The sequence below is a fragment of the Candidatus Neomarinimicrobiota bacterium genome, from assembly GCA_021734025.1.
Classification (GTDB): domain Bacteria; phylum Fidelibacterota; class JAANXI01; order JAANXI01; family JAANXI01; genus JAANXI01.
On the sequence record JAIPJS010000029.1, the window covers coordinates 26,771 to 37,186 of the forward strand.

9 protein-coding genes are annotated in these 10,416 nt (G+C 48.8%); 4 read left to right on the forward strand and 5 right to left on the reverse strand.

Going from position 1 to position 10,416, the window contains the following annotated elements; translation table 11 throughout:
* The 3 genes from K9N57_17280 to K9N57_17290 all read right to left on the reverse strand — a co-directional run bounded on the left by K9N57_17280 (nucleotide 1) and on the right by K9N57_17290 (nucleotide 3,478).
* On the reverse strand, nucleotides 1–654 hold the full coding sequence (locus K9N57_17280; GenBank protein MCF7805933.1) for a hypothetical protein: 654 nt from the start codon (nucleotides 652–654) through the stop codon (nucleotides 1–3).
* Between the two features lie 162 nt (nucleotides 655–816).
* Complete coding sequence (locus K9N57_17285) at nucleotides 817–2,208, reverse strand: glycoside hydrolase family 140 protein (protein MCF7805934.1); 1,392 nt, start codon at nucleotides 2,206–2,208, stop codon at nucleotides 817–819.
* Between the two features lie 250 nt (nucleotides 2,209–2,458).
* A complete protein-coding gene (locus K9N57_17290; protein ID MCF7805935.1) occupies nucleotides 2,459–3,478 on the reverse strand; it encodes a GGDEF domain-containing protein in 1,020 nt (339 codons plus the stop codon).
* 434 nt (nucleotides 3,479–3,912) lie between these two features.
* On the opposite strand from K9N57_17290, the gene K9N57_17295 reads away from it, so the two are divergent.
* A complete protein-coding gene (locus K9N57_17295) occupies nucleotides 3,913–4,173 on the forward strand; it encodes an integrase core domain-containing protein (GenBank protein MCF7805936.1) in 261 nt (86 codons plus the stop codon).
* Between the two features lie 228 nt (nucleotides 4,174–4,401).
* Here K9N57_17295 and K9N57_17300 read toward each other — a convergent pair whose 3' ends face one another.
* Complete coding sequence (locus tag K9N57_17300) at nucleotides 4,402–5,907, reverse strand: DegQ family serine endoprotease (protein MCF7805937.1); 1,506 nt, start codon at nucleotides 5,905–5,907, stop codon at nucleotides 4,402–4,404.
* 1,011 nt (nucleotides 5,908–6,918) lie between these two features.
* On the opposite strand from K9N57_17300, the gene K9N57_17305 reads away from it, so the two are divergent.
* Together K9N57_17305 and K9N57_17310 are read left to right on the forward strand one after the other, a co-directional pair.
* Nucleotides 6,919–8,040 (forward strand): DUF4242 domain-containing protein, encoded by a 1,122-nt coding sequence (locus tag K9N57_17305; protein MCF7805938.1) that lies wholly within the window; start codon nucleotides 6,919–6,921, stop codon nucleotides 8,038–8,040.
* A 147-nt stretch (nucleotides 8,041–8,187) separates the two neighbouring features.
* The gene (locus K9N57_17310; GenBank protein ID MCF7805939.1) at nucleotides 8,188–9,015 is read left to right on the forward strand and encodes a class I SAM-dependent methyltransferase; all 828 of its coding nucleotides are present in this window, start codon (nucleotides 8,188–8,190) and stop codon (nucleotides 9,013–9,015) included.
* On the opposite strand, the gene K9N57_17315 is transcribed toward K9N57_17310, so the two are convergent.
* Entirely contained in the window at nucleotides 9,007–9,381 is a 375-nt protein-coding gene (locus K9N57_17315) for a cupredoxin domain-containing protein (protein ID MCF7805940.1), read from the reverse strand. The genes K9N57_17310 and K9N57_17315 overlap by 9 nt on opposite strands.
* A 185-nt stretch (nucleotides 9,382–9,566) precedes the next feature.
* Between K9N57_17315 and K9N57_17320 the strand changes: the two genes are divergently transcribed.
* On the forward strand, nucleotides 9,567–10,416 hold an 850-nt coding region (locus K9N57_17320; protein MCF7805941.1), incomplete at its 3' end, for a transposase.

Below are 10,416 nucleotides of genomic sequence, written 5' to 3' on the forward strand. Positions count from 1 at the left end.
TTACTTTGTTGATGAGCGCCGGGATGATAACCATCTCCCGATCGGGACTATCTTAGATATTGCCTTAAACAGCATATTCTTCAGCCGGGAACTCCATCCAAGCACTGTTGTCCCCTTGTGGCGGTGAGGAATTCTCTGGTTTGGAATCTCCGTCTCTAAAAAAGGACAGAGCGTCTCCCAATTAAAATTTTCATGAAGGTCCAGAACAAGAAGATCTCCCGGCCGGTCCTGAAAATAATTTTGAACCTCCTCCCTGTGCCGACGCCAGGTTTCAGCAAAGACTTCCCGGTCAAACATTTTACGCCCGTAAATGGCTTCATGAATCTGATGAATCTCCGGAAATTTCTCCCGCTGATACGTCGAGTATCCTTGGGTAAAAAGCCATTCCACACTTCCAAGCCAGTCTTCCAAAGGTCGCACAGTGAGTATGAACTTACTGCCAGGATATGCACGATCCAGCTCCTGATACAGGAGTGGCACCGGATTATCGGTGAAGGCATCGTATTGGTTCAGCAATTCACTGTCCAGCCCGTGTATAAGTTCATAGGGCCCGTGGATGGCACGATAGCCCAGGATCTGGAGTGCCCGGTCCAGGGATGTAGTGCCGGTCCGCTGGAGTCCGACGCCGAATATTTTATGTGAAGTACCTGGCATAATTCTATCTACCGCTTCCGGACGTTACCCAAAAGATAGTCAGGTAATATAGGGATGGTGAAATTGAGAAAACAGTTGTGAACAGACAGACTCCCACCCCGCACAGAAGAGCCCTGCAACACGACTCTGCCGGTATCGGGAATTCTTCAGCGCTTTCCTCAATTATATACTATCAAGAACCAACACCCAATCGTTTCCCGGCTGTTTTTCTTCCGGAGGATTAAATTCCTGTTCACCGGCGTTTTCGTACTCGCCGAGTTCACTGATTTCTCCATTCCTGGGATCGTACCACGAGGCCTTCACCCGATCACCGGCAATTTTCCCCATATTCACTGTAAAATTCCGCCCGGTGTAGGTATACAGGAAAGCATAATCCTTTCCACGGGTGGCGATAACGTAATCATATTTCTCCCCATTTTGGCCTGCGACCAAAGACTGATCCGGCACCCGCTCCGGATACGGACGCGACAGCATCAGGTTTTTCAGATGCTGCATCTGAGCTGCACCGGTATCATCGATGGCTTCGCACCAATATTCCCGGGCGCCGTAGGCCGGCTCCTCGTCGGACGGCATGTACATCTGCATTACGGCGCTGTGTCCGTAGGTATGTCCCGCCGCACCGGCGAATACGCCCCAGTGTGCGTAGCGCCGCGCATCTGCGGCGTCCCAGTATGGCTGGGTCGTGTTGTGCAATCCTTCAGGAATTCCCTCGTACGACGGTTCACCATCGACAGTGGGCTTCACCGGGCGCTTCCGGTAATCGGTGCGTACATAGCGCCAGCTGTCCTCGCCGTAGCCCAGTGCTGTGTCGTCCTGGTCGTATCTGCGGTGTCCGGACTGAAACATATTAAAGTCCAGCCAGGTTGAGTCGTGAAACCACATGGAGGACTGCGTTCTTCCATACGGATGAAATGTCACCAGATGATTGGGATCATGGTCGTGCAGGGTCTTTCCAATGATATTCCAAATCTCGGTGTTCTCATCCCCACGCGTATCGCCGCCGTTCAGCCAGATAATATTGGGGTTATCCTTGTATCGGTTTGCCAGGAAACGTGCATAATCTCTGGCCTCATCTTTGGCAACATGGCCGGCGCGGACGTTGGAACCCCAGACGAGCACCATTCCCACGTGGATATCTCTTCTGGCCGCTTCTTTCACCACAAAATCCACGTGATCCCAGTAGTCGTATTCCGCCGGATCATCCGGATCGTTTCCTTCAGTAACACGTGGTCTGGCCACATTATTATCGATTAACGCTGAATCACCATAAGCGTTTATAGCATCGGACACGCTATGAAGCACCATCACCTGAATAACGTTGAACCCGTTCTCCTGTCTGTTATCCAGGTACCGGATTATTTCGTCCCGGTCGAGCTTTTTAAACAGCAGCCAGCCGGTATCGCCCAACCAGAAAAACGGTTCGCCGTCCTCCTGGATAAAAAACCGGCCGTTTTCGGAGATCTGTATTCGGGATATCTCAGATCCCGGATCGGAGTTTACACATGCGTTCAGCAGTACCGGTAACGTAAATAATACAAGAATACTACGTTTCATACTTTTGAAATCCTTCCCCTCATTCGTTACAAAAATAATTGATCAATATCGCCAGCCGACCTCTCCGAAATACTCAAAATGCATTATCTTCCAACCCTTGAACCGGGTTGCGGAGTGGATGATGTAATCATTTTTCGTGGGTTTGCACCAGCTGTTTGTAAAGAGTGAGCCTTTAGCCTGAATTATTCAGGTTATGTAAGTATGTCGGATAAAAATATTTATAAGGAAGAACAATACTCTGCCGATAATATCATTCTTCCCACGCCTTGATTTGATTCCGCCCCGCCTCTTTTGCTTCGTACAGTTTCTTATCCGCCCGGCGCACCAGTTCATCCGTGTCGAGAAGGTTCTCATTATCGGTTGCGGCGATCCCGCCACTGAATGTGATGGAGAGAGGGGTATCATTTCCCGGGAATGGATGGTGCTCACACTTTTTCCGGAGTCGCTCAGAGAAAACTTTGGCGCCTTCTACCCCGGTATCCGGCATGATGATGACAAACTCTTCGCCGCCGTATCGGCAGATGATATCGATATCCTGGCGGGCGGTATCCTGGAACAAGTTGGCGAGCTCCCGTAGAACTTCGTCTCCCTTTTGGTGTCCGTGGGTATCGTTTACCTGTTTAAAGTGATCGATGTCGGTGATCAATATTGCAACTTTCCCCGCTTGCCGCGTGAGCCGGGAGACTTCCTCCCGGAGACGGATATCAAAATACCGGCGGACGTACAGACCGGTGAGGCCATCTATGGTAGCCAGGTTAAACAGACGGGCGTTTTCTGTTGCGACCGCGATGATTGTCGATAAAACCCGCAGCGGCGAGGTAATCGCCATCAGTTCTTCGGGAACTTCCGGGAGCGCCAGGGTGATAATGCCGACGTGTTGGTTGTGTGCACCCACGAGAGGCAGGCACAGGCAGGACATTTCCGTATCCTCCGTATCCGAGGGATACGGGAATTTTCTGGCTGGATCCAGTGGGAATTTGAAGATCTGACTTTTTTCACTGATCTTCTCTAACAGGGTATTTTGCGTCTTCACCTTTTCGTCGGGATATTCAATCTCCCCGTCCCGATACAGTCCGATCAATGTATACCGGTCCTCCTCTTCCTTGATACTAAACATCCCGATATATGTGGAACTGCTGAAGTCCGCGACGGTATCGAGGGATTTCATCACCAGGCGTTCCATATCCAGTTCGGAGGATATTTGCCGCGCCGCATAATTCAACGTCTGAATCTGGATTTCGGGATTCATTGATGCAATGGAGTAAGGCATGGTATGCCCCGATAATGATGAATTTTGGGTTTTAGTTTCAATATAGGTTATGAAATTGGAACAGCCTGTGCCACCATCTTTTTGAGGGAGTAGGAATACGAATGGTTGTATAAACCCATGTTTGCAGTCTAATAGTAATAGAAAAATTTTCCTTCAAGTCACACCCCAGCTGTAAACAGACTACTCTCTCTATCCTGATACGTCTCATACACATAATAAATGTGATATTGATAACAAGGAATCCAAGCATTGGAATGTATAAATGTTGTTGGTTCTATTCTATTTTGATTGCCGCTCCGGACGGGTCAAGCTCATAAGGATTCTATGGGAATTTAGGTGTAGCTGAAGTTTTGCATTTTGCCCATCCTTCCCAAATTCTATTTAGATTTTGGGGGATATAGTTCTTCAGATGTTGAATACAAAGTCATGGGTTTATGCAGGTCTGTCTTGAGGCCGAGATCTCGCAGCGGTTTACGCAAGTGGGGCGCCCCCAGACCAATGGCAAGGCCGAGCGCGTGCTCCGGACACTCATGGAAGGCTGGCATGGTCAGACGCACTTCAATTCGTCTGCGCATCGGAAACAGGAACGGCGCCGGTGGGTGAACTGGTATAATTTGGTTAAGCCGCATAAAGGGATCGAGGGCAAGACGCCAATGGAGCAATTAATTGCCTATTTTTATCCAGAAGCTCTGTAAACTACGCGGATAAATCTAACAACTCAAACTTACGAGGATACCGACAAAGGATATCCAGAAAATGAATCCTCTATTGTACATAGCAGTCATTGGGATCTATTCCAAAATTCCAGTGGCTTTTTCATTTTCTAATTTTGGACTTCTCGAAAAGACTGCGTTATCAAATGTTCTCATGGGGTGGAAGCACCCCGGCCATATCAGAGACCGGGGTGCAAGAGATGGTTTACCCTACTCCTGGGTAGGGATCGTTAATCCGACGAAGAATAGATTGTCTCCCCGCATGAGGCGCAGGATGATGGAATCCCCCGGATCATATTCACGTAAGGCTTGTTTGAAATCTGCTACGGTTTTTACCGGATGTTGCCGGCCGACATGGGTAACAATATCGCCCTGGCGGATATTCTTTTCCGCAGCCTGAGATCCGCGCTGGACTTCAGCGACCAAAACGCCCGTCTGAACCGGCAGGTCGAACTTGTCGGCAAGTTCTGGCGTCACATTCCGGAGTGTCATTCCGAAGTTTTTCGCTGCCTGTGCCGAGGCCTGTTGCTGTTCCATATCCTCAGGTACTTCGTCAATCGTCACAGCCAGTGTCTTTTTCTCTCCATCCCGGATCACCGTCAATTTATGTTGTTCTCCGGGGTCCATCTGAGTAATTCGGCTCTGCAGATTCCCCGGATTTTGAATCGGGTCCCCGTCAACGGCTGTGATCAGGTCTTTCACCTTCAATCCGGCTTCTGCAGCGGGACTTCCTTCAGCAACTTTATTTACCATCGCTCCATGTGGACGGTCCAATCCCATGGCCTTTGCAATTTCGTTATCAACCGGTTGCATATATACGCCAAGATATCCCCGGACTACTTTCCCGTGCTGGATCAGGTCATTCATAACATCGGTTGCCATGTTAATCGGAACGGCAAACCCGATGCCCTGATTCCCGCCACTCCGGGACGCGATCGCCGTGTTGATTCCGACGAGTTGGCCGTAGAGATTGACCAGTGCACCACCGGAATTCCCGGGATTGATGGCCGCATCCGTTTGGATAAAGTTCTGAATGAGATCGCCTGCTTGTCTCCGGCTAAAGACGTCAGTCCGGCCTTTGGCCGAGACGATGCCCGCCGTCACCGAATGCTGCAGATTCTCGTCAAAGGGGTTGCCAAGAGCCAGCACCCATTCGCCGACCCGTAATTCCGAGGAATCTCCGATTTCGATAGCATCCAACCCCTCAGCATCAATCTTGATCACCGCAATATCCGTACGGGAATCGGTCAGGACTTCTTCGGCCTGATATTCTTTACCGTTATTGAGTTTGACAGTGATTTCTTCCCCCCGGGCCACCACGTGATTATTGGTGAGAATGTACCCGTTCTCTTTCACGATAACCCCGGAGCCAAGTACCGTATTACGCATGTCCCGTTGCTCAAAGAAATCATCAAAAAACTGCCGCATTGGGGCCGGCATCTGCGGCTGTTTTATAACGCGTTTCGTCTTAATTGTGACTACGGAGGGCGTCACTCGATCCGCAATATTGACGAACGTATTATTTAATGCCGCAATCGGACTGTCAGCCGACTTACCTGTTACGTCCGGTTTGGGGGCGTTGGCGACAGGTGTATATTCTTCAGCGGCCAGACTAATCTCTGGCCACTGCACATTGGAAAACAAGAGACCGGCGATCAGGAATCCGCCAATAAGCAAAGTCATATCATACGCGATCCTGAGCAATCGCTTCTTCATAAATCCTCCTCTACCGTTTCAATTTTTTCATTGCTCCCGAAAATGTTATGATTTTTTATTCCATAATTGAAAAAAGCTTAAAAACTCCTTCGGGGAATTCCAAACAGAGGCCTTGGCTGGCTTTTTCCATGGGAAAAACATATAGGTTGTCAACCAGTCGAAGGATGATGAACATGAGGGCAACACTCGGGAGAACCATCCGGTATGGCTAACTTAAAAATCTTCCGATTGTCTTGTGGATAAAGTGATAAAAATTCTCTTTAATTATCCTTCCTATCGTATGGATAATACACTCATCTAGGAATATATGCGCCGACGATTGGGAAATCGAACTTTCCGAAGATCGTTACGACCATGATGGAGCATGAACACACAGAAACAATGACTGCCACAAATGCCCCTCCTGTCACTACCGCCATGTGGAAATGACATTGGTTCAGTCTGTGCTAAATAAGGTGAGTCTAAGCCAGTAGATCGCGGCTGCTCCGATATGGTCAAATGTCAAAATATGGAATCAAATAGGTGGAGAAGAAAACCTGACTCATGCAGCCGAATGATACGAGGTAGAAAAAGTATAATTAGGGGGTTGAGCATTTCCCCCAAGGTAATTGCAAAGTTAATAATCTCTATTTTCTTTAGTGCAGCATGATAATTTCGATGACAATATGGCATCAATATTTAAGAGCATATCTTCAGAAAGACTGATGTATGTTTAACGTAAAAACCTCAAAGCCCATAACCATAGGGGTTACAGGCTTTTAGAGTGTCCCCGGGGGACCTTTAGATCACACTTAAAGTACGCAAACAGGCCGTATCTATTCCCTGGTGGAGCAGCAGTCAATCAGGTCGGTGATGTAATCTGGATAGCTATTGGTCTGTGCACATACGGCGAGAGTTCAACTCCACCTGATATCTTTGCATCGATCTTTGCCATTGTACCGCAAGATAGCTAATTTCATTTTGAATCCGGAAGAAACAAATTGCAGAATTCATAGAGTGGAGGGGGCTGCCATGCCTATTGTCATGGATCGGCATGACCTGCCTGATATTACCGCCGAGGACGTAGCGCAGGCCCATAAGAGGGATCTGGAAGTACAGGATCAATTTAACTGCAGAGCACTTACATACTGGTTTGATAAGGAACGGAGAACAGCTTTTTGCCTGTTCGAAGCGCCTGAAATACAGGCAGTAAAAGAACTGCATAAACATTCACACGGGATGGTACCGGGGAATATAATCGAGGTGGATGGCTCTCTGGTAAAAACTTTCCTGGGACGAATTCACTATCCGGAAGACAGTGCACACACCGGCGAGGGAACTGTGGTGGTGCGGGAACCGGCATTTCGTACGATCATGGTGATACACCTGCATAACGCTGCAATCCTTAAATACAATTTCGGGGACAGGGGCTTCTATAATTACTTAAGACGGTGGAAAGATGTGGTAGAAGAAACAGCGCAAAAATACGGCGGCAAAGTGCAAACGGATGATGAAGATACCTGGATTGCTTCTTTTTCAACAACATCCTGCGCGGTGGATTGTGCATTGGAAGTGAAAGATCGCAGTTCTGATTTGTCCCATCCATCCGATAAAACAGACGCACGGCAATGGTCCATCAGTTTAACTGCGGGCAACCCGGTCACGGAGAAAAAAGGCTTTTTTAAAGAAGCCATTCATCTGGCCAAATGTCTCTGTCGCGCAGCTGATTCCGGACAGATCGCTGCCTCATCGCGCGTGAATAATCTTTATAAAAAGGAGGAACTGAAAGATCTGTCCGATCACCAGGATATTATGACATTCCACGCCGAAGATGAACAGTTTCTCGCCCGTCTGGGAGAAGCCCTGGAAAATCTCTGGAATAAGGAAAATTTAACCAATTCGCTTATTACCAAAGAATTGGGGATGAGCGAGTCCCAATTTTACCGGAAGATTTCCTCCCTTACCGGCAGCACCCCAACTGAATTTATTCAGGAGTCTCGGTTACGAAGAGCCGTTCGGTTAATCGAAAATGACGCGGGAAATATATCTCAAATTGCGTTCGAAACCGGTTTTAACAATCCTTCCTATTTTTCAAAATGCTTTCGCAATTATTTCGGATTTCTGCCTTCGTCCTACCGGGACATTGTAAGTTAACATAACTGTATATACCCCATTTTAGCCTTCCCATTGAACGATTATTTCGATCATTTGAATGAATTGTGTTAGACCCGGTTCTTCCCGTCTCTTAATATCAGTACAAGAATTGACTAGTACCCAAATTGACGAAAGGAGAGAGAATCTATGCCACAATTAGTTGCATCTGAAGTTCAGGAATTCTATGGAAGTAACCGCATATACGACCGAATAGTTCAGGGGTTAATGGAGATAGGGAAAGATCCGGATCAGGTGACGGTTGATGATCTGGCAGTCGTGGATGAATTTCATATCCGTGGCCGTGAATCGACCGAAGAACTGTTACAGCATCTTTCCATCCAAACCGGTGACAGCGTCCTGGATGTGGGATGCGGACTTGGAGGAGCCTGTCGGTACATCGCTTCGAAACATGATGCAGAGGTGTTCGGAGTTGATGTGACGGAGGATTACTGCAAACTTGCCCGGAAACTGACTGAAGACAGCGGATTCAGTAGTCGCATCCGTTTCAGGCACGGCGATGCCCTTGATCTGCCTTTTGAAGATGAGAAGTTTGAAAAGGTTCTTACCATACATACCCAGATGAATATTGCAGATAAAGCACAGTTTTACGGTGAACTATTCCGTGTGCTCAAACCGGGCGGCCGATTGGCTTTTTACGATATATTCGCCGACAATCAACCGGTCATTCTTCCTGTGCCGTGGGCCGATGACCCCTCGCTAAGCCATATGATTTCCCATAGAGAAGTCCGGAATCTGTTACATGAAACCGGCTTTCAAATTGACCACTGGCGCGATGATACCTCCCGGGGACTGCAATGGTTTCAAAAGAAAATAGAGAAAGTACGCAAGGAAGGTCCTCCACCGCTCGGCATCCATTTGCTCATAGGGTCGGACGCACCGCGGAAAATGAAAAATGTTGTCAAAAATATAAAGGAAGACCGGATCAAGCTCATTCAGGCTGTATTATCAAAATAAGACGTGTCGCTTGCCATAGCTGCCGCTTCCACCGTCATTTGCGCCGGAACTGACAGTTTCCTGAACCTCAATCGTCCCTGTCATATTATCGGGATGGAGGGTACAGTAAGAGTTAAACGTTCCCGTCTCATTAAACGTACGTTCGTAGCTTTCCCCTGCTTCGATATTTCCGCTGTCGAAGGTGTCCGTAGGATTTCCGGGACTTCCGCTGGTAACCGTATGCGCGTAACTGTCGTTATTTTCCCAGGTCACAGTGGTTCCGATTTCCACAGTGAGGGTCTCCGGATTATACGAAGTATTTTCCATTATCACTGTATTCGGCCCGGAATCGGATGCGGAATCCGTCGGATTGGAGCATGAGATCATGGAAAAACCTATTATCAAAGCAAGAAAAATAACCAATGCATTTACTGGTTTTAGCATTCTGTCATTGATAAGAGGAATACGCCACATGGGTAATGTCCCTACCTTTGTGTAAAAATGGAGAAGGTGTCACCCCGTTTGTATTTTTGAATACATGACGAATAAAAACCACAAAGGAGTGACACCCAATGGCAAAAAAAGTACGACCTTCCGAGCAGAAACGCAAAATGGTTGATCAGTTAATCAACGGCGAACTCGAGACGGACGATTTTCTTACCAAGTTACTGCAGCTCGGCACGGAGCAGATTCTCCAGGAGACGATGGAACAGGAGCGCACGGAGTTGTTGGAGCGAGACTGGTATGAGCGGAGCGAGGGCGCGCAGGCCCTGGGCTATCGGAACGGGTACCAGGATGTCTCGGTCAAGACGACGGCCGGGACGCTCGATCTTAAGAAACCGCGGGTGCGGGAGACCGATCACCCCTTCGAGAGTCAGGTGTTGCAGCGGTTAGACGCGATCGATCAGCGGCTGGCCCAGTTGACCATTGAGATGTACACCCGGGGCTTATCGACGCGCGATATTGAAGCGACCTTGGTGGATGACGACGGCACGCCCCTGGTCTCCCGAAGCAGTGTCAGTCGCATTACGGAGGCGCTCACCGCCGAATACGAGGACTTTATTGCGCGGGACTTGTCCCAGTATGATGTGGTGTATCTCTTTGTCGATGGCGTCTATGAAGCCGTGCGCTCGTATACACAGAATCAGGCCATCCTCGCGGCGTGGGCGATTTGCAGTGATGGAACGAAAGTCCTGCTGCATCTCGCGGCGGTGCAAAGCGAGAGCACGGCCGCGTGGGAGACGTTCTTTGAGGAGATGGTCAAGCGCGGCCTGCGACAGCCTCTGTTCGTGGTCAGCGACGGCAACAAAGGGGCCCATGCGGCCATTGCGCGGTATTGTCCCGAGAGTAAGCGCGGTCGGTGCATTGCCCATAAACTGCGCAACCTGTCCGTGAAACTCCCGCAGGACGTGCATGACCAGG